This is a genomic window from Collinsella sp. CLA-AA-H302 (assembly GCF_040093305.1).
In the GTDB taxonomy this organism is placed as follows: domain Bacteria; phylum Actinomycetota; class Coriobacteriia; order Coriobacteriales; family Coriobacteriaceae; genus Collinsella.
Genome location: NZ_JBBNJW010000010.1, coordinates 1 through 15,647 on the forward strand (window position 1 = coordinate 1; position 15,647 = coordinate 15,647).

A 15,647-nucleotide genomic window follows, 5' to 3' on the forward strand; every position below is an offset into this window, starting at 1 on the left:
GGGGCCAGCCCCCTCTCAGGGCTACGCCCTGATTCACCCCCGGCTACGGCCCGTAGCAGAAAGCCGGGAGACGAAGTCCCAAGTGGCCCAACCGGACCCGTTCCACGAGTACGCGAAACGAAGACCGGCAATCGAGCCGTCCCACAGGCCGCCGAGGAACCGAACCAGACGGATCGTGCCCTTGACTTTGCCGCCGGAGGTGTCGAAGTAGAAGTAGTCACCGACACCGGTCGTCGCCGAGCCGCCGAGCCCCTTTCCCAAGATGAGGCCGTTGACGAACTGGATGTCGAGCATGTAGCCATCTGCCGTCGGCATGCACGCCGCCGTCGGGGTCGCCCCGTCCGCCACGGCGTTCTTCTTCTCATTGCGTGTGTCGGGGTTCACGGCGATTCCGAAGCCCGTGCCGTCGGAGACGAAGAGCGTATCGCCCATGAACTCCCACGCGCCCAGCGCCAGCTCGACGCCGCCGACCTTGAACGGGTGCTTGCCGTCCTTCGCCACCTGGCCGTCGCCCACGAGGGAATCGGTGTTGCCCGTGCTCCACGGTGCGCTCTGCAGCCACGTGTTCACGGTCGTGTCGAACGCCTTGGCGACGTCCATGAGAAGCGCCACGTTGCCGTCTGCGAGCGTCTCCTTGCCGCCGACGACCGCGCCGTCGAACACGTCGTACGCCGCCGCAGCGCCTCGGTCGGGGCACGTGGTACCCGTATCCGTGCCGTACATCAGCGACGCACCCACAGGGATGCTCGCGGCCTGCGCTGCGGTCACGACGACGCGCGTGACGCCCGTCTCGGCGAGCGCCGGGTGAATCTGCACGTTGAAGTCGGTGCAGCCCGGGAAGTCCACCTGGGAGGACTTGCAGAGCGTCTTGGTGAGCTGGTGGAAGTTGACGTACCACTGGTCGTAGGCCGACATGCCCGAGTAGCCAGTGGTCGCCGTCTTGCACAGGTCGATGAGCGAGTCGTGCGAGGTCACTCGATTGGCGATCTTCGCGCCGGAGACGGAGCGCGGACGCCCGTCGGCGTCGATGCTCATCGGGTACGTCGGCGTCAGCATGTACGGGCGCAGCGTGCCGTCCGGCAGCAGCGCCTTGGGGTTCGGCTGCGAGCCCGTGAAGCTCGTGTCCGACCACGAGACGAGCAGGTTGCCGTTCGTCAGCACCTCGACCGCCTGCCAAACGACCGGCGCGATCTCGTAGACGTTGTTGCCGTGCCCGTTGTCCACGCGCGAGAAGCCGTAATCCACGCCGTCGATGGCCTCGACCCACGGCACGCCGTCGGCGTCGGCACCGGCGTTGGCGGACACGTGGAACCACGGGCCGCCCTCGGCGTCGAACGGGTCGACAGCCGCGCTCGTCGCCGTCGCGGGCACGAACTCGGTGGAGGCCACGCGCTTCGCGGCGGCGCTCATGGGCTGGATGTCGGTGGGGCTGCCCGCCGGGATGAGGAACGTGTACACCAGCCCCGTCTTGTGCTTGTCCACCATCGCGGCGACGCTCTCGTTCTTATAGCGCCCGGTCGAGGCGTCGCGCTCGAGCGTCTTCTGGTCGCCAAGGTTCTTCACCGCGCCGACCAGCGCCCACACCGCCTTATCCGATGCCAGCGGGTCCGCGTAATCGAACCCCTCGGTTGCCTGCTCGGTTGCCTGCGTATCGGCCATTTAGGCACCTACCTTTCGCATCTGGCAAATCTTGCCGTTTACCTTCTTGAGTCCCAAGGCCGTAACCGCAGCCGCCGAGTCGATAATCGACTGGTAGTTCAGGGCTGCCGCCTTGGCGTCCTTGAGCGCCGCCTGCGCGTCGTCGAGGGCCTTGGTCGAATCCTGCTCGCGCTTGGCCTCTGCGGTCTTGCGCCCCGCCTCCGCCTCCTTGCGCTTCGTCTCGGAGGTCTTGCGCTCCAACTCGGTCTGCTTACGCTCCGTCTCGGAGTCGGCGCGTCCCTTCTCAGCAGTTTCGACAGAAGCCTTGAGCTGCTTGAACTCGTTATTGACCTTGTTAACGCCAGCCGCCGCGTCCGTCGCGGGCTTCTTGAGCTCCGCGATCTGCTCGGCGGTGAGGTCGCTATATCTCAACGCGTCGCCCTTCGGCACGCCGACGACCAGCACGTTGTTCTCCATCGTCGCCGTTGCCTCCGAGCCCGAGGCGAGCGTCGTGGCTCGTGCCCCCTTGACCTCGGCGGCGACAGCCTTGTCGCGTGCGGCCTCCGCCGCCTTCTGCGCGGCCTTGGCCTCGTCTCGCGCCGTCTCTGCGTCCTTGATGGTGCGCTGGTCGCTCGGCTCGTAGATGTACTCGGCGGGCTTGGCTCGCCTCTTCACGTCCCAGAGCGCCTCGATGCGCGTGCGTCCGCCGTATGCCTCGTCCGTGATGTAGGCCCACGCGTACACGCGCCCAGCCGCCTGGAGCAGCTCGTCGGGAATCTTCGCCTTGCTGCCGGCCACCTCGACCGTGTAGCACGTCCCCGTGGTCGACTTGGCGAAATGCACCTGCTCGCAGCCGACAACCTCGACCTCGCGCCCGGTGTCCCACTGCCACAGCTCGCCGTCAAGCACCTGCAATGCCGCCATCACTCATCACCTTCCTCGTCGTTGTCGTCGTCCTCGTCGCCCTCCTGGGCACCCTTCACGTTCGCCGCCAGGGCGGGCGGCAGCGCCGCCATGCGCTCCTCCTGCTCCCGCTGCTTGCGCTCCAAAATCTTCGCCCTCTCGTCGGGCGTGATGTTCGGCAGCTTTCGCAGGATCGTCTCGTCGTCCAGATACTCGGCCTCCAGGCACACGGTCTCGACCTGCTCCTTGGTGTTGCTGATGCGGGTGTGCGTGAACACGGGCGTGTCCTCGATGCCCTGCAACGCAAGGATGTCCATGATACCCTCGCGGATGTGGCGCTCAAACTCGGCGGCCTCCTCGTCCATCGGCTGGTATGCCGCGTCGATATGGTCGTTGGTCGCCCCCGCCGCGATGGTGTGGACGTCCAGCGCGCCGAAGTCCTCGTAGATGTCGGCCTTGATCTGCGCCAGCGTCTCCTTGCGGCCCTCGACGGGCACCTCCTGCGTGTACGGCGTCACGGACTGCCCCTGCTCGGCGTCGACCTCGGCCACGTGCGTCAGCTTGAGCTTCGCCCGCCACAGGTCGAGGTCCCTGTCGTCCATGCCGCCGGCTCCGTTGATGAGCCAGTAGATCTGTGCGCAGTCGCGCGTGTCGTTCACCAGGCCGCTCTTGATGAGGTCGTAGGCGTCGATGCTCTCGCGCATGCCGACGAGCGTGCTCTGGTGCGCGTCGCTGCCCCAGACCGCCACGATTGGCAGGCGGGAGTAGTTCTCCGCATCGACGGCCAGCTTCATCCCGTCCGCCGGTATCTCCCGATACGTGACCTTGTAGGCGCGCTTGGCCTCGGCCACCTCGAAGTCGAAGCCGCTGCCGCCCGACACCATCTCCGTGTAGCCGTCCTGCTCGTAGAGGGTCGCGTGCCACGGGTGATCGGAGTCGAGCCGCCAGAACCTCACGCCGGCGTATAGCGCCCCCGAGTACTCGTCCCACACCGGGCAGAACTCGTCGGCGGTGAACACGTCGATGTGGTCGAGGTTCCAAAACGGGAATGACACACCGTGGATGAGCGCCTTGAGCCCCATCTCCATGACGTCGTCGTCGAAGCGGTCGCCAAGCCCCTCCTTGGTCGTGTCCTTGCCGCCCGCCGAGACGTCCACGAAGCTCACGCCCTTACCGAGCGAGTACGTGCAGCGCTGGACGTTTAGGCGCTTGAACAGGTTACTCGCCAGCCTTAGCTTCGAGGCCGTGAAGTCCTCGGCCTCGGCACCGGAGCACGAGTAGATCTTCTGCACGAAACGGTTGATCGTGACGTTGTGCTGGCGGTAGTAATCGTTCGCGGTGACGGCGTTGCGGTACATCTCGCTCGAAATGTGCCGCTCGATGGCATCTGCCGCGAACGCCGTCGCCGACGCCGCCGCCTTGAGGTCGCCATCGGTCACCAAAGGCCCCTTAGACAAGCCGCTACCTCCCTCCAAAGAATGGGTTTACCTGCTCTTTCGCAGGCTTGTACATGCGCAGTGTTGCCACGCCGTAACGGAGCGCGTCGCAGCTGTGGTCCTCGACCTTGACGGGCCTGTCGCCGTCCGCCTTGGCGTCCCAGCAGTAGCCGCCGAGCTCGCCTATCAGCCCCGCGCAGGCATCGGAGATGCGTACCGTGCCGTTGCCCAGGCACACCCCCGTCTCTCGTATGCCGTCGGCCACGTCGTTGCGCGCCTTCTTGGTCTTGAAGCGCGCCTGCCGCATCGCGGCGATGAAGCTCGTGGCGCTCGGGTCGATGATGAACGTGGACGGCCTGTCCAGCCCGCGCACGAAGTCGGCCATGTCGGCCACGTAGTCGGCGTCAGTCTTCTGGTGCCCCGTGTCGCGGCCAGAGTAGCGGTACTCGTCCACCACGTGCCACACCTCGCCGTCGTACGCCCACAGCAGCGCCGCGAAGGCATTCTGCGTGCCGTAGTCGCACGACACGACATATTTGACGGCGCGGCCGTCATAGCGGCTCTCGAGCGCCTTCTCCCAATCGGGGTAGACCAGCCCCTCGGCCAGCGTCCACTTTCCCAAGATGTAGCGGTCGTAGTACACGCCGCTGCCGTAGTCCTTGACGAGGGCTTCGATGACATCCGGTGCCAGCGCACCGTCCCAGATCGTATAGTCCTGCCTGTAGACGTCGCTGTCGCTATCGAGGAATGCCTTGAACCAGTGGTTCGGGCTGTCGGGGTTACAGGTACCGTCGAAGCAGCTGTGCTCGCAGCGCAGGCGGCTCTTGAGCATCTGGAACACGTCTTCGCTCCACGTGGCGACCTCGTCGCCGTAGACCCACTCGAACGTGGCGCCCTGAATCTTGGATACGCTCGTCTTCTTGTCCGCCCCGAGGCAGTAGACCTTTCGCCCGAATATCTGGGCCGTGTTGTCCCGCCCGATCTGGCTGACGACGTCCTCGCTGTAGAGCGAGCGCATCGGCTCGAGGATGTTGCGCTCGAGCGTCGAGCGGGTGTTCCCGATCATCACCGCCAGCCCCTCGCCCCTCATGGCGAGAAGCCTCTGCGGTATGGTCACGGCTATGTCGACGTAGCTCTTGCCCGAGCCCGTCGCCCCGCACTTCACGTTGTAACGGTGCGTGCAGTTGGCGAGGTACTCGCGCTGCATCCTCGTGAGCGGCATCGGCTACTCGTCCCCGCCGATTGAGGACGGCACGGACAGAACCAGCTCCTTGGCGGCCTTGAGCACCGCGGTGTCGGTGGTATCCATGATGCGCTGCGCCTTGGCGTACTCCTGCGGGTACTTGCGCTCCAAAAGCCACGCCGCCGCCTGCCAGCTGTCGCCGCTCGCGTCCATGATGCGGCCCACGAGCGTCGCCTTGCGCTCCACCTCGGCCTTTTTTAGAACGTGACACAGTTGACGCTGATTGTCTGTTCTGGGGTGGTTGATCCAGCGGCTGTATGTCTCGCGTGCGACCCCGAGATACGCGGCGATGTCCCTGTCGGTCATTCCGGCACGGCACAGGCGGACGGCATCCTCGATGCCCTCCTTGGTCAGTTTTTCACGCCCTTTTCCCGCCACAAAATCACATTTCCGCTGGTAGATAGTCATATGGAAACGCGAACGTTCCCACCTTTTTACGCACGTGGACAAGCGCGTGCGTTTGCCCACGAGCGTAAAAAGGGGGTAACGTGTAAAGAAAAGGCCCCGGTTTCCCGGGGCCTTTCGGCTACTCGACCTTGGTCGACTTGATTCTGATTACCTCGGCCAGCCTCTCAAACGTCTCCGTCCAGCTTCTGCCGTCTGTGCGCGGCCTGGCGGATACGGTTGCTCTCCGCCTCCTCCTCGAGCCGCCTCTTGCGTTCCTCCAGATAGCATCCCTTGCAGAGCCTCCACGCCTTAGCCTGCGCCGAGGTCGTGAATACGGGCCGCGCGTCGCATACGATGCACAGACCGTCCGTCCTCGGCGGGAAACGCCCGTAGCGCTGCCGCGCGTGCCTCACGGCGCTCGGCGTCACCCTCAGCTCCGCCGCGATCTCCGCCGCCGTCCGCTCCGGGTGCGCCTGCATGGCGCGAACCATCTCGTCCGACCAAAGCACATAGGAGGAGCGCCCCTTGCGGAGCGCCCACTCCCTCGCCAAAGGATGATGTGTTGACTTTGTAGATGGGCCTTTTGGCCCATCTCCTACAGGTGGCCTACACGCCATTCGCATACCCCCTCGCGCTCGGTTTGCTTCGGCTACCATACCAAGCGCCGGGGACTACCTCACGCACGGCGCTCGATTATCGCCCCGCACTTCGGGCAATGGACGGCTTCATACGCAAGCATGTCCCCGAAGCCGATATGCTCCCAGATCTGCCCATCCCATCCGCAGTCGGAGCAGTGGAAGTAGCCGTCGACCATCCGCTTGCCCGGGATAAACGGATCCTGCTTGTGCTCGACAAGGTCGAGGCGCGTCGGGCGGTCGATTAGGTCGGCAATTGCTCGGTATGTCTCCTGTGGATTGGCGAAGTCAACTTCGCCGGTCACTGTCTCCTGCAGGCGTTGCCACCACTCGCCAAGCGAGCCGCTGCTGTATGCCACCTGCCTGCGTAGCTCCTCGGCCACCTCATGGCGATCTTCGTCGCTAATCCTCATACAGAACCTCAAGCCCGTACGCTACGGCGGCATCATGTTCGATGCGGCATCCGCGTGCGTTCTCCCAGCCTTTGCAGAAGTAGGCCGCATGGCACAGGCTCATGTTCTCGAGCGACTTGGCGAGGTAGCACAGCGGGACCTGCACCACGCCGCGCCCCTCCATGGCCTCGTCGCTGTACCACTCGTCGGTGAACAGGGTGTTTACGAACTCGTAGCCCATCTCACGCAGCTTAGCGTGCGCCTTGTCCCTCGTCTCTGCGATCTCTTCGTCGGTCTTGCCAGCCATAGGCTGCGAAATCATCGCTCGCTTATTCATTTGTCATCATCCTCAAATTGGTAATCATTCGTCCATCTTCTCCAGCTTGCGGCCGCAGAACGGGCAGAAACTGATCGGGATGCTCCATGCGAACGGCGGGTCGACAGCAATGACGTACTCGCCGTCGTTTGGCTCGTTAATCCACATCTCGACGCCCTCTTCGTCATCACCGAAGTTGAAATGCGGCTTTCCGCAGTAGGGGCAGTCGTTAGGCATCGCCCTCACCCCTCAGCTTGCGGATACGCTCCTTTATGTCCTTGAGCGCCAGCGAGTCACCATGACATGGGCCGTCGCCGTCCAAGATGCATTTGAAACACACTCCGGACTGGTTGTGGTACGAACAAAGGCCGTCCGCCTCGATGCACCTGTCCAAGTCATCCTCCAATTTCTCCCATGTGTCGGGCTCGGGCGTGGTGAGGTACACGAGTGCTGGGTCGAGTGCAAATCCACGGTCGGTAATCGCACGCCATTTGTTCGACCATCCGTCACTCAAATCAAAGTCCGTGGTGAATGTCCAGCGCACGATGCTATATACGTTCCCGTCACGGTTGAACAGCGCCACGGTATCCAGCGGAATCTCGCGCCCTTCCGTATCTTTTGGTAGCTCGATGTTTGCCATTAGTCCTCACCTCTCAATTTGCGGATGCGGTCGGCGATGTCGCGCATGGCAATTCGAACGCAGCCGTCCTCGCCACCGGGGCACGATGTACAGCCATCTTCGTCTTTGTCTCTGTGGAAGTAGGCGCAAGCCTCGTCATACCGCGCGTCACCTGCCTCGCTCAAGTCATCAAGCAGCCTCTTCCAGCTGTCGGGCTGTGTGATGTGCATGTTCTTCGGCTTGAAGCTGTTGTAGTACAGGTTGCCTTCGTACTCGGCTTTAATCGTCCATTCGGTTTTCTGGCTCTCTACCAACGTTCTGGAGAGAAACTCCTTCACGCTCACCTTTATTCCGCATAGGTCGTACAGAACCTCGGTGTCCAGCGGAATCTCTCGCCCCTCGGCATCTTTTGGCAGCTCAATCATTTACCATCACCGCACAGACAGTGAACGCGTGCCGTGACGTCTTGCACCAAGGCGTCGACGCAGTAGAAATGGTCCTTGAACTTACAGCCATCGCAATCCCTTCTCTCTCGATTGAGATACGAGCAGACGGTCCCATTTTGGTTGCGGACAAACCTGTCCAGATCGTCTCTCAGCCTCTCTAAGCTGTCAGGCGAGACAAGATAGAGACTGCCTGGATTCGTCAATACGGGGCCGCTTCCTTCCTTGATGCAGTAGAGCTTCGATTTAGCGAGAGCTTGATGGTCGGGGACCCTGATACCGGTCACGCGATAACGGGTGCCCTTCTCGTCGTAATACGTCCCGCCAAGCTCGATGTCCGCGCCGTCGGCGGTCTTGATGTCGATATTCATAGCCCAAACTCCTCGTAGTCGCGACACTCGCCGCACTCGTCCTCGCAGTACAGCAGGTTCCCCATGAGCCACGTCACGGCCCACTTTGCCAGGCGCCAGAACCCTTCCTTGCGGTCAGGCGCCTCCATGTCGTAGGCGCGCTCGAACTCGAGGTGGCAGTAGCCGTAGTCGACGTGGATGTCGCTGCCGCAGAAGTGCCTGCAGTTCCCGCACATCCTAGGCTTGCAGTCCCCGCCGAAGTGGCGCTCGATAGCGGCGTCGCTCACCCCCATCGGGTAGCCGCCGATTCTCGAATCACTCATCGCAGTCCGCCCCCCCTACGCTCTCGTCGAGCAGGTCGATGGCATCCCCGACGGTCGCCTCGATGCTCGTCAGCTGGCGGCGCAGGTTCTGCACGAGGTTAGCGTCGGCGACCTCAGCCCTTCCCGCCTCGTAGGCGCGCTCGATCATGTCTACCACCGCGACCTGCATCGCCGTGTCGTTGTAGCCGCGCCTGACGCGGTACTTCCCCAGATAGGCGTGCGCCCTGTCCTGCGGCCTGCACTCGCGGTCGAAATGGAACACCTCGACCGCGTCTGCCTTGATCTGATCCAAAGTCTCCATCACAAACGTCCCCTCTCTCGGTTCCTCTCGTTGCAGCGCTCGATTGCCATGTCCACGTCCTCCTGCGTGAACCCCAAAGCAGTGAGCAGGTTGACGACCGCCTGGACCACGTCCATGCACTCGTTGAGCACGTGGGTGTCGCTGTTGAGCTGCCACGCACCGAACACCTCGGCCGCCTCCTCGAGCGGCTTGAGCGCCTGCGCCTTTGGCGCGTCCGGCTCGTCGAACGCGCCGAACTCGAACCTGTATCCGTCGCGCATCAGATTCGTCTCCCCTCAGCCAGCGCCGAGCGCATGGCGTTGACCTCTCGGCCCGACTCGCTCCTCGTTCCGAGGTACACGTCCACGGGCCGCTTACTCTCGTTCCTGTGAGCCACGTTCTCGCACCAGCCGCAGCAGTACCGCTGGCGGGCGCCCCTCGCACGGAACCGCCTGCCGCACTGGCGGCACACGAGCACGTTGCCCCCTCGCATGTCCAACGACTCATCCCTCATGGCGCGCCTCCCAGTAGTTGCACCTCGCGAGCCCCTGCGTGGTGTGCACGAAGTCGGGGCAGCGCATGCACGTGTAGCGCTTGCGCCCCTCGCCCGACGCCGCCATGGCCGTCTCGCTCGCGGCGCAGAACCCGCACGTCTCGCAGCGGGCGCTGCGCGGCCCGTCGTCGTAGATGCTCACAGACCCCTTCGGTCTGCCCATGTTCTCGCTCCTCTCGTCGTCCAAGCTCATGACGCCCTCCTCTCGCATGCGGCCCTCGCGTCCAGCAGACGCCGCGCGTCCTGGTACGCCTTGAGCGCCACCGGGTCGGCGGTCGTCCCCCTCGGGGCCTTCACCTTCGCCGGGTCGATGCCCGGATGTTCCTCGCGCCACCTGCGCTCGAGCTCCGCCCTCGTCTGCTCGGGCGTCCTCGTCGGCTTGAACGTGGCGGCTTGAATCTCGGCGTCGGTCGGCTTGCCTCGGGCGTGAGCCTCGGCGTCGAGCTGCTTCTGCTTGCTGTTCCACAGCATCGCCGCTGCCTTGAGCGAGGTCACGGGCATCCCGCTCGAGCGGATCCAGCCCTGCGACTCGTAGTGCGCCCAGAACTTGTCGGGGTCGCCGCTGATGCAGTTGGCGGCGAAGTACGTGCGGCACTCCTCGAGCGTCGGAGGCTCGAAACCCTCGGTGGTGGTGGCGCGCGTACCATCAACACAAGCTAGGCTAGGTAAAGCTAAGCTAGGACAGGTTAGGTTAGGGTTTTCGCTTTCGGAAACCTCGGTTTCGGGTTCGGTAAACCTAGGTTTCGGGTTTTTGCTCAGGCTCGGGTTCGGACTCCGGCTCGGCCTTGGCCTTGCGCGGCCTGCCGCCCTTCTTGGCCTGCTCGCGCTTGTTCTTGGAGTTGTCGATGGCGTTCTTGAGTCCCTTGAAGGCCCTTTTGACGCTCTTGGGCAGCTCGATCTCGACCCCGTGGAGGCCGTACATGAGCACCGCGTCCGCGAGCATCATGCGCTCCCTCATGTCCTCGGGGTCGTTCGGATCGTAATCGTCGTAGAGCTCGGCTATCGAGCTGGCGAAAACCGTGAAGTCGTTGGCCATCAGAACCACCCCCAGAGAAGCGAAGAGAAGAACAGGAAACCCGCGGAGAAGGAGGCGGCGAACAGGGCCGCCTCCCAGTGGTCGCGGATGATGTCGGGTACGTGCCTCATCAGAACGGCACGTCCTCGTCGTAGAACTCGGACTGCGGGACCGCGGCGTAGGCCTGCTGGGCGCTCCACTGCGGCGCGGCCTGCGCCTGTGGCTGCACGGGCACCGTGTCCGCGAGGCTCTGCTGCGGCTGGGCCTGCGTCTGCCCCTCACGGCGCACCATGACCTCGATCTCGTCGACGATAACCTCGAGCTTGGAGCGCTTTTGGCCGTCGCGCTCCCAAGAGCTGTAGCGCAGCTTGCCCTCGATCGCGACCTTCATCCCCTTGGCGAGGAAACGGCCAACGGCCTCGGCGCGGTTGCCGAACATCGTGCAGTCGACGAAGTTGGGGTAGTCCTCCCATTCACCCGTCTGCGCGTTGCGGCGGCGGTCGTTTACCGCCACGCCAAAGGACAGGACCTGCGTCCCGCCGGCGGTGGCGCGCAGCTCGGGGTCGCGGGTCAGGTTGCCGCTGATGTTCACTCGGTTGATGCTCACTGCCCGTCCTCCTTCGCGGTCATGTTGTTCTTGATAAACGCGACAAGGCGCGGCCCCTGCATGTAGCCCAGGCCGCTCACGCGGCGACCATCGGGGATGTCAAGCGCCTTGACGATCACCTTCGCCTTGACCGTGCCGATGCCCGGGAACGAGCGGGCGAACTCCTCGACCTTGAGCCTCTGCGCGATGGGCGCCTCGATGGCCGCCTCGGGCGGGATGTTGCCCGCCTTGCAGGCGGCCTTGAACGCGGCGCGCTCGCGGCGCGTGTGGACGGCCTTCGCCATCGCCTCCTTGCGCTGCTCCGGCGTTCGGAGCGGCGGCAGGTTCTTCTCCTCCATGTCCTACATCCTCTCGACGTATCCGTGGATGCCGTTGTCGACCATGACGGCCCTCACGCGACGCAGCTCGTCCGCCGTGGCGCACTCGATGACAACGCGGTAACCCCTCTGCGGTGCTGGGGCCGCATCCTCGGCCGCATCCGGCTCGGGGCGCGACGGGACCACCCGCACACACCTCGGCACGCCCAAGGGCGGCTCAGGTTCCTCGACGGGCATCGGCTCGAGCTCGGGGTCGGGCGGCAGCGGCTCGGGCTCCGGCTCGGGCTCCGGTGCGGACGCCGTCGCCTGCTCGTAGGTCGACACGAGCGCGGCGGCCTTGGCCGCCTCCTCGCGGTGCGCGGCGACCGCAGCCGCCACCTCGCCCGAGTCCGCCGGCAGGGTCCTCGTCCACCACGCCACGGCCCATGCCTCCTCGGACTCGTCCGCGTAGTCGAGGCCGTTGACGAACTTGAACTGGTGCAGCAGCTCGCCCACGCGGCGCTCGATGATGTTCTTGGCCTTGACCTCGCCGAAGCTCGCGTTGAGCCACTTGTCGTCGGCGATGCGCTCGTAGGGCACCAGCGGCCCCATCTCGCCCGCGAGGTCGTAGTAGTGGCCCTTGAGCGCGGTGAGGCGGCGGGCCCTGCACTCGCCGTCGTATCGGTCGATTTCGGCCTTGTACTCATCGGAGAGCCTGTCGATGGGCGCCGTGATCTCGCTGATGGTCTTGTCGAACGTCTTGAGCAGGTCGCTGTACTTCTTCTTCGCGGCCTTGCGCTGCGCCTCGATGGGCTTCTTCACGTCGTTGACCGCCGCGCGGTACTTCTTGGCGGCTTTGAAGTCCTCGTCCTTCTCGATGTGCTTGACGTCCATGTAGTCCGCCAGCTTCTCGTCCACGTTCTTCTTGAGCTTTGCCAGCTTGTCCTCGAGCGTGTCGTCGATGGCGAGAGACGCCACCAGCGTGTCGAAGTCCTCCTCGAGCGGCACGGCCTCGACTGCCAAAACCTCGTCTGCCATTAGAAGCCTCCCAGAAGGTCGTCGTCGGTCGCGTACTCGGCGGGCGCGGGCTCATAGACGGGCGCGGGGTCCGGCTCGGGTGCGGCGGGCTCGGGTTGCGCCTTGCGGGCCGCGATCTCCTCCTCCATCCACGAGGCCGCGCGGCGCGCCTGCATGAGCGTCATGTCGTGCATGGAGCCCGACGTGCAGCCCACGGCGGCGCAGATGGCAGCCATGGCACCGGCGCTGTCGAGCCCAGTCGCCGCCATGAACGGCTTGAACAGGTCGCGCACGGGCTGCAGGTCGACCACGGGCTCGACGCTCTCGGCCTCGACGGCCTGAGTGCCGGCGCGCATGTCCCGCTCGACCTTCTGGTCCATCTCCTCGCCCGTGTACATCCCGCCGAACTCGTCGGGGTAGGCAAGGCGCCACGCGCCGGCCTTGGCGCACTTCTCGATCATGACGCCCGGCATCTTCGCCCAGTTGCTCTTGCCGGTGCTGTAGTCGCTAAGCGCCAGCTCCACGTAGGCCGGCTCCTTGCCGTCCTTGAACTGCACCTCGGCCCAGCCGCCGAGCAGCTGCTCGCCAACCTGCTTGTAGACGGCGCTGCCGCGCTTCTTGACGATCTGTCCCTCGCGCATCACCACGACGCCGCTCTTGATGCCGCCGTAGCTCTCCTGACGGTTGGCGCGGCGGTTGAACACCTGATAGCTCGTGATGATGCTCGCCGGGGCGTCCCTGTACTTCACCAGGTAGACCTCCTTGGTGAAGGGGTTCAGGTGCTGGCGGTTGCACAGCTCGATGCACAGCGCCAGTTCGCTTTCGGTCGCGTTCGGGCACAGGCGCTCGCGGATGTCCTGCGAGGTGAACTTGACGGGCATGCCCGCATCGTCCTTGAACTCGATGACCTCGTTACTCATCGACGCTCACCTCGCATCCGTAGAGCTTGGAGATGGTGGCGACGGCGCCGTTCTCGGCGTAGATGTCCTCGCACTTCTTGCCGTACGCGATGATGACGGCAAGGAAGTCGCGGTCGAACTCGATGGGCTCCTCGTCCATCAGTACGGGCGCGACCGCCATGCCGTAGGCGACGCCGCGAAGCACCGCGGGGTCGACCTTCTCCTCGAGCGCCTCGGCGTTGAGCTCCGTGTTGATGAGGACGTTGCCCACGGCCTGCCTCATGAGCTCCTTGAATGCCTTTCGCTTCATTTCATTCTCCGTTTCTACTTCTTCTCTTCGGCTGGGTCTGTCCAGCCGCGATATACCTGTATGTCCATGTGCGGCTCGATGCCGCGCCGACGGGGCCACTTGACCACGTGGACCTCGGCCACCTGGCTGTCGTCGCCCCAGACCGCCCCGTTCATCCCGTCCATCACGAGCTTGGCGATGTTGTCCGCGTCCGGCTTGAACGTGTTCGGTTCCGACGTGACGCGCTTCGGCCTCGACACGGGCAGCGGCTCGTACACGTCGATGCGCACCGCGACGGGCACCCTGAACGGGAACAGCAGCCCCTCGATTCCCGGGTACGCCTCCCGCATGGCCCCGAGCGCCGCGTCGCGGATGGCGGCCTCGTTGCGGATGGTCTCGTCCGGCGTGTACATCCGGGCGTGCCTGCGGTCGAGCCTGTGGCGCTGCTTGCCCGCCACGAACGGGACGGTGAACGCGAATCGCCTACCGATCACAGTACCGACCCCATCCCGAGCGCCACGCGGATGCCATCCGCCGCGAGCAGCATCGCCCGCAGGACGTAGGGCATGAGCGCGTACACCGCGAACAGGAGCGCGATGTACGCAGCGCACCTAAGCAGCCTCGATACCATGCGTTCCCTCCTCGATCCACTGCTCCACCCATTCCGGGCGCACCATGCGCCCCACCTTGCGCCCCTCGGGCAGCTGCGAGCGCAGGCGACCCGCCTTGCACTCGATACGCAGCGTGTCGTAGGGCACACCCGTCACCCTCGACGCCTCGCGCAGCGTGTACATCAGCTTGTGCCTGATGCCAAGCTCGTCGGCCATCTGCTGGAACGTTTTGGCTCTGCTAGAATCCATGAGTGACCTCCTTTCAGGTCAGGGAGCCGTCCCCGCTTCCCAAACCGGGCGGCTCTTTTTTGCTTGCTTTCGGGGCCTCGCCCCCGGCACGGCACCGGTAGGGAACGTCCCCGCGGATGGTTATTGGAGAGCCGCGGGGCAACGGTGCCGCCCCGGGAGCGGGGCCCGCGGGTTGCCTGAGCGGCAATACCCGCGTGTCTGCGTTATGCACGCGGTAGGCTTCGGCCATGATTTTGAGACGCCCGACATACCGACCGAGGCACGCGAAGCCGGAGCCGCCCTATCGCAGGGCGGCGAGGTCGACGCTGCCGCGGCTCGCGGTATCACTCGTCGCCGCGCTCCTCCCGTTCCCGTTCTGCCAGCTCGTCGAGTTCGCGTTTGATTTCCTTCACACGCTCGTCGACGAGGTGGACCCGAAGCAGGATTCCGGTCGCTAGGCACGCCGTGAAGTTCACGGCCCACGGGAGCCAGTCGGGCATTTCCGTGCCCCCCATCACTGCTCGCCGCCCAGGTAGACTTCCTCCAGGCCGGGCATGTAGACGAGCGAGTTGCCCAGCGTGAAGTAGACTTGCCCGTACAGGGCGAACGTCACGGGCGAGGCGATGTAGTACTCGGTCGCGTCGAGCTTTCCCAGCTTCTCGGTGCCCTTCTCCAAAATCTTGATGTGCTTCTCGTTGGTGAAGCCGAACGTCTCCGAGATACGGAACGCGGCACTCTTGTCGGTCTCGACATAGGAGCCGTCGACAAGCTCGAAGTCGTAGCGGACCCGCTTACCCATCGCTACTCACGCCCCTTCTGCAGCTGATACATGACCCACTCGCCCGCAGCGAGGCCGACCTCAACCGGCTGGATGCCGGGGTCGATGGCGTCGGCGGTGTTCATGCAGACCGTGCGCTGGACGTAGGCCATGACCGCCTCGCCGCGCAGCAGCCCGTCCAGGCGCCCGCGGGCGTCGAGGAACGACTCGAAGGCCTCGTGGTGCCAGCCGCCGCCAGCGTCGCACCAGCAGACGATGGCCTCGATGCCCGAGAAGCCGCTCGGGCACTCGATCTCGAAGGACTTCCCGCGTGCCTCGTACCTGATGTTCTCGCGGCGCATCTTCACGTCTCCCATGTCGCCCTCCCCTACAGCTCGAAGTCGGAGAAG

General features: G+C 64.6%; 27 protein-coding genes. All 27 read right to left on the reverse strand.

Translation table 11 applies throughout. The annotated features are described in order from the left end of the window. Window positions 1–33: 33 nt before the first annotated feature. The 27 genes from AAAV21_RS07960 to AAAV21_RS08090 all read right to left on the reverse strand — a co-directional run bounded on the left by AAAV21_RS07960 (window position 34) and on the right by AAAV21_RS08090 (window position 15,614). Entirely contained in the window at window positions 34–1,659 is a 1,626-nt protein-coding gene (locus tag AAAV21_RS07960) for a hypothetical protein (RefSeq protein ID WP_349108686.1), read from the reverse strand. Then, window positions 1,660–2,562: a hypothetical protein gene (locus AAAV21_RS07965; RefSeq protein ID WP_349108688.1), complete on the reverse strand. Its 903-nt coding sequence runs from the start codon at window positions 2,560–2,562 to the stop codon at window positions 1,660–1,662. It lies immediately after the preceding gene. Continuing rightward, window positions 2,562–3,998, reverse strand: a complete 1,437-nt coding sequence (locus tag AAAV21_RS07970) for a phage portal protein (protein WP_349108691.1) — start codon at window positions 3,996–3,998, stop codon at window positions 2,562–2,564. The genes AAAV21_RS07965 and AAAV21_RS07970 overlap by 1 nt, the downstream gene beginning before the upstream one ends. A gap of 4 nt (window positions 3,999–4,002) precedes the next feature. Beyond that, window positions 4,003–5,199, reverse strand: a complete 1,197-nt coding sequence (locus AAAV21_RS07975; protein WP_349108693.1) for a phage terminase large subunit — start codon at window positions 5,197–5,199, stop codon at window positions 4,003–4,005. A 3-nt stretch (window positions 5,200–5,202) separates the two neighbouring features. Further along, window positions 5,203–5,598 carry a helix-turn-helix domain-containing protein gene (locus tag AAAV21_RS07980; RefSeq protein ID WP_040358550.1) on the reverse strand — a complete coding sequence of 132 codons (396 nt, stop codon included), beginning with the start codon at window positions 5,596–5,598 and terminating at the stop codon, window positions 5,203–5,205. A 685-nt stretch (window positions 5,599–6,283) separates the two neighbouring features. Then, window positions 6,284–6,655, reverse strand: coding sequence for a hypothetical protein (locus AAAV21_RS07985; protein WP_349108694.1), 372 nt, complete (start codon window positions 6,653–6,655; stop codon window positions 6,284–6,286). Next, entirely contained in the window at window positions 6,645–6,971 is a 327-nt protein-coding gene (locus AAAV21_RS07990; protein ID WP_349108696.1) for a DUF4406 domain-containing protein, read from the reverse strand. The genes AAAV21_RS07985 and AAAV21_RS07990 overlap by 11 nt, the downstream gene beginning before the upstream one ends. 24 nt (window positions 6,972–6,995) lie before the next feature. After that, entirely contained in the window at window positions 6,996–7,187 is a 192-nt protein-coding gene (locus tag AAAV21_RS07995; protein ID WP_349108699.1) for a hypothetical protein, read from the reverse strand. Next, window positions 7,180–7,590, reverse strand: coding sequence for a hypothetical protein (locus AAAV21_RS08000; RefSeq protein WP_349108702.1), 411 nt, complete (start codon window positions 7,588–7,590; stop codon window positions 7,180–7,182). Before AAAV21_RS08000 ends, AAAV21_RS07995 begins: the two co-directional genes overlap by 8 nt. Further along, a complete protein-coding gene (locus AAAV21_RS08005) occupies window positions 7,590–7,994 on the reverse strand; it encodes a hypothetical protein (RefSeq protein WP_349108704.1) in 405 nt (134 codons plus the stop codon). The genes AAAV21_RS08000 and AAAV21_RS08005 overlap by 1 nt, the downstream gene beginning before the upstream one ends. Next, the gene (locus AAAV21_RS08010) at window positions 7,991–8,383 is read right to left on the reverse strand and encodes a hypothetical protein (RefSeq protein WP_349108706.1); all 393 of its coding nucleotides are present in this window, start codon (window positions 8,381–8,383) and stop codon (window positions 7,991–7,993) included. Before AAAV21_RS08010 ends, AAAV21_RS08005 begins: the two co-directional genes overlap by 4 nt. Further along, entirely contained in the window at window positions 8,380–8,685 is a 306-nt protein-coding gene (locus AAAV21_RS08015) for a hypothetical protein (RefSeq protein WP_349108708.1), read from the reverse strand. The genes AAAV21_RS08010 and AAAV21_RS08015 overlap by 4 nt, the downstream gene beginning before the upstream one ends. Further along, window positions 8,678–8,977: a hypothetical protein gene (locus AAAV21_RS08020; protein WP_349108709.1), complete on the reverse strand. Its 300-nt coding sequence runs from the start codon at window positions 8,975–8,977 to the stop codon at window positions 8,678–8,680. Before AAAV21_RS08020 ends, AAAV21_RS08015 begins: the two co-directional genes overlap by 8 nt. An 8-nt stretch (window positions 8,978–8,985) precedes the next feature. Further along, on the reverse strand, window positions 8,986–9,246 hold the full coding sequence (locus tag AAAV21_RS08025; protein WP_349108710.1) for a hypothetical protein: 261 nt from the start codon (window positions 9,244–9,246) through the stop codon (window positions 8,986–8,988). Window positions 9,247–9,468: 222 nt separating this feature from the next. After that, window positions 9,469–9,711 carry a hypothetical protein gene (locus tag AAAV21_RS08030; RefSeq protein WP_349108713.1) on the reverse strand — a complete coding sequence of 81 codons (243 nt, stop codon included), beginning with the start codon at window positions 9,709–9,711 and terminating at the stop codon, window positions 9,469–9,471. Beyond that, window positions 9,708–9,989 carry a hypothetical protein gene (locus AAAV21_RS08035; protein WP_349108716.1) on the reverse strand — a complete coding sequence of 94 codons (282 nt, stop codon included), beginning with the start codon at window positions 9,987–9,989 and terminating at the stop codon, window positions 9,708–9,710. The genes AAAV21_RS08030 and AAAV21_RS08035 overlap by 4 nt, the downstream gene beginning before the upstream one ends. Before the next feature lie 265 nt (window positions 9,990–10,254). Then, entirely contained in the window at window positions 10,255–10,554 is a 300-nt protein-coding gene (locus AAAV21_RS08040) for a DUF6291 domain-containing protein (protein WP_349108718.1), read from the reverse strand. Window positions 10,555–10,663: 109 nt separating this feature from the next. Further along, a complete protein-coding gene (ssb, locus tag AAAV21_RS08045; RefSeq protein WP_349108721.1) occupies window positions 10,664–11,140 on the reverse strand; it encodes a single-stranded DNA-binding protein in 477 nt (158 codons plus the stop codon). Further along, complete coding sequence (mihF, locus tag AAAV21_RS08050; RefSeq protein ID WP_349108724.1) at window positions 11,137–11,478, reverse strand: integration host factor, actinobacterial type; 342 nt, start codon at window positions 11,476–11,478, stop codon at window positions 11,137–11,139. Before mihF ends, ssb begins: the two co-directional genes overlap by 4 nt. Window positions 11,479–11,481: 3 nt before the next feature. Beyond that, window positions 11,482–12,474 (reverse strand): DUF1351 domain-containing protein, encoded by a 993-nt coding sequence (locus AAAV21_RS08055; protein WP_349108726.1) that lies wholly within the window; start codon window positions 12,472–12,474, stop codon window positions 11,482–11,484. Beyond that, on the reverse strand, window positions 12,474–13,373 hold the full coding sequence (gene bet / locus AAAV21_RS08060) for a phage recombination protein Bet (RefSeq protein ID WP_349108729.1): 900 nt from the start codon (window positions 13,371–13,373) through the stop codon (window positions 12,474–12,476). The genes AAAV21_RS08055 and bet overlap by 1 nt, the downstream gene beginning before the upstream one ends. Next, complete coding sequence (locus AAAV21_RS08065) at window positions 13,366–13,662, reverse strand: hypothetical protein (RefSeq protein ID WP_349108732.1); 297 nt, start codon at window positions 13,660–13,662, stop codon at window positions 13,366–13,368. Before AAAV21_RS08065 ends, bet begins: the two co-directional genes overlap by 8 nt. Before the next feature lie 14 nt (window positions 13,663–13,676). Then, on the reverse strand, window positions 13,677–14,135 hold the full coding sequence (locus tag AAAV21_RS08070) for a RusA family crossover junction endodeoxyribonuclease (RefSeq protein WP_349108735.1): 459 nt from the start codon (window positions 14,133–14,135) through the stop codon (window positions 13,677–13,679). 117 nt (window positions 14,136–14,252) lie between these two features. Further along, complete coding sequence (locus AAAV21_RS08075; protein WP_006234222.1) at window positions 14,253–14,501, reverse strand: hypothetical protein; 249 nt, start codon at window positions 14,499–14,501, stop codon at window positions 14,253–14,255. Between the two features lie 323 nt (window positions 14,502–14,824). Further along, on the reverse strand, window positions 14,825–14,980 hold the full coding sequence (locus AAAV21_RS08080) for a hypothetical protein (RefSeq protein WP_349108737.1): 156 nt from the start codon (window positions 14,978–14,980) through the stop codon (window positions 14,825–14,827). A gap of 14 nt (window positions 14,981–14,994) precedes the next feature. Next, complete coding sequence (locus AAAV21_RS08085; RefSeq protein ID WP_349108738.1) at window positions 14,995–15,279, reverse strand: hypothetical protein; 285 nt, start codon at window positions 15,277–15,279, stop codon at window positions 14,995–14,997. Between the two features lie 2 nt (window positions 15,280–15,281). Then, the gene (locus tag AAAV21_RS08090) at window positions 15,282–15,614 is read right to left on the reverse strand and encodes a hypothetical protein (RefSeq protein WP_349108740.1); all 333 of its coding nucleotides are present in this window, start codon (window positions 15,612–15,614) and stop codon (window positions 15,282–15,284) included. Between the last annotated feature and the right edge of the window lie 33 nt (window positions 15,615–15,647).

Coding starts and splice junctions, on each gene's coding strand:
- AAAV21_RS07960 (WP_349108686.1), bottom strand. CDS start 1,659: ATGGCCGATACGCAGGCAACCGAGCAGGCAACCGAGGGGTTCGATTAC.
- AAAV21_RS07965 (WP_349108688.1), bottom strand. CDS start 2,562: ATGGCGGCATTGCAGGTGCTTGACGGCGAGCTGTGGCAGTGGGACACC.
- AAAV21_RS07975 (WP_349108693.1), bottom strand. CDS start 5,199: ATGCCGCTCACGAGGATGCAGCGCGAGTACCTCGCCAACTGCACGCAC.
- AAAV21_RS07985 (WP_349108694.1), bottom strand. CDS start 6,655: ATGAGGATTAGCGACGAAGATCGCCATGAGGTGGCCGAGGAGCTACGC.
- AAAV21_RS07990 (WP_349108696.1), bottom strand. CDS start 6,971: ATGAATAAGCGAGCGATGATTTCGCAGCCTATGGCTGGCAAGACCGAC.
- AAAV21_RS07995 (WP_349108699.1), bottom strand. CDS start 7,187: ATGCCTAACGACTGCCCCTACTGCGGAAAGCCGCATTTCAACTTCGGT.
- AAAV21_RS08000 (WP_349108702.1), bottom strand. CDS start 7,590: ATGGCAAACATCGAGCTACCAAAAGATACGGAAGGGCGCGAGATTCCG.
- AAAV21_RS08005 (WP_349108704.1), bottom strand. CDS start 7,994: ATGATTGAGCTGCCAAAAGATGCCGAGGGGCGAGAGATTCCGCTGGAC.
- AAAV21_RS08010 (WP_349108706.1), bottom strand. CDS start 8,383: ATGAATATCGACATCAAGACCGCCGACGGCGCGGACATCGAGCTTGGC.
- AAAV21_RS08015 (WP_349108708.1), bottom strand. CDS start 8,685: ATGAGTGATTCGAGAATCGGCGGCTACCCGATGGGGGTGAGCGACGCC.
- AAAV21_RS08025 (WP_349108710.1), bottom strand. CDS start 9,246: ATGCGCGACGGATACAGGTTCGAGTTCGGCGCGTTCGACGAGCCGGAC.
- AAAV21_RS08030 (WP_349108713.1), bottom strand. CDS start 9,711: ATGAGCTTGGACGACGAGAGGAGCGAGAACATGGGCAGACCGAAGGGG.
- AAAV21_RS08035 (WP_349108716.1), bottom strand. CDS start 9,989: ATGCTGTGGAACAGCAAGCAGAAGCAGCTCGACGCCGAGGCTCACGCC.
- AAAV21_RS08040 (WP_349108718.1), bottom strand. CDS start 10,554: ATGGCCAACGACTTCACGGTTTTCGCCAGCTCGATAGCCGAGCTCTAC.
- mihF (WP_349108724.1), bottom strand. CDS start 11,478: ATGGAGGAGAAGAACCTGCCGCCGCTCCGAACGCCGGAGCAGCGCAAG.
- AAAV21_RS08055 (WP_349108726.1), bottom strand. CDS start 12,474: ATGGCAGACGAGGTTTTGGCAGTCGAGGCCGTGCCGCTCGAGGAGGAC.
- bet (WP_349108729.1), bottom strand. CDS start 13,373: ATGAGTAACGAGGTCATCGAGTTCAAGGACGATGCGGGCATGCCCGTC.
- AAAV21_RS08065 (WP_349108732.1), bottom strand. CDS start 13,662: ATGAAGCGAAAGGCATTCAAGGAGCTCATGAGGCAGGCCGTGGGCAAC.
- AAAV21_RS08075 (WP_006234222.1), bottom strand. CDS start 14,501: ATGGATTCTAGCAGAGCCAAAACGTTCCAGCAGATGGCCGACGAGCTT.
- AAAV21_RS08080 (WP_349108737.1), bottom strand. CDS start 14,980: ATGCCCGACTGGCTCCCGTGGGCCGTGAACTTCACGGCGTGCCTAGCG.
- AAAV21_RS08085 (WP_349108738.1), bottom strand. CDS start 15,279: ATGGGTAAGCGGGTCCGCTACGACTTCGAGCTTGTCGACGGCTCCTAT.
- AAAV21_RS08090 (WP_349108740.1), bottom strand. CDS start 15,614: ATGGGAGACGTGAAGATGCGCCGCGAGAACATCAGGTACGAGGCACGC.